General features: G+C 66.3%; 1 pseudogene. It reads left to right on the top strand.

From position 1 onward, the window contains the following. Positions 1–566: pseudogene (sucA, locus tag I6F37_RS38540) on the top strand (2-oxoglutarate dehydrogenase E1 component); the annotation flags it as partial.

Genomic DNA, 566 nt, shown 5'->3' on the forward strand with positions numbered 1-566 from the left:
CCACAAGACGCTGGGCCGCGTGCTCGCCGCCAAGGAAGAGATGTTCGCCAAGGGCGAAGGCTTCGACTGGGCGACGGCGGAGGCGCTGGCCTTCGGCAGCCTCGTCACCGAGGGTTTCGGGGTGCGGCTGTCAGGGCAGGATTCGGGCCGCGGCACCTTCAGCCAGCGCCACGCCGTGTGGGTCGACCAGACCGACGAGCACAAGTTCATCCCCCTCGCGACGCTGCCGCATGGCAAGTTCGAGGTCTATGACAGCCCCCTGAGCGAATACGGCGTGCTCGGCTTCGAATACGGCTTCGCCAGCGCCGATCCCAAGACGCTGGTGTTGTGGGAGGCGCAGTTCGGCGACTTCGCCAACGGCGCGCAGATCATGATCGACCAGTTCATCGCCGCGGGCGAAAGCAAGTGGCTGCGCGCCAACGGGCTCACCCTGCTGCTGCCGCACGGTTACGAAGGCCAGGGGCCGGAGCATTCCAGCGCGCGGCTCGAACGCTTCCTCCAGCTTTGCGCCGACGACAACATGTGCGTGTGCAACATCACCGTGCCGGCGAACTACTTCCATGTCC

The organism is Bradyrhizobium sp. NBAIM08, assembly GCF_020193935.1.
GTDB lineage: Bacteria > Pseudomonadota > Alphaproteobacteria > Rhizobiales > Xanthobacteraceae > Bradyrhizobium > Bradyrhizobium yuanmingense.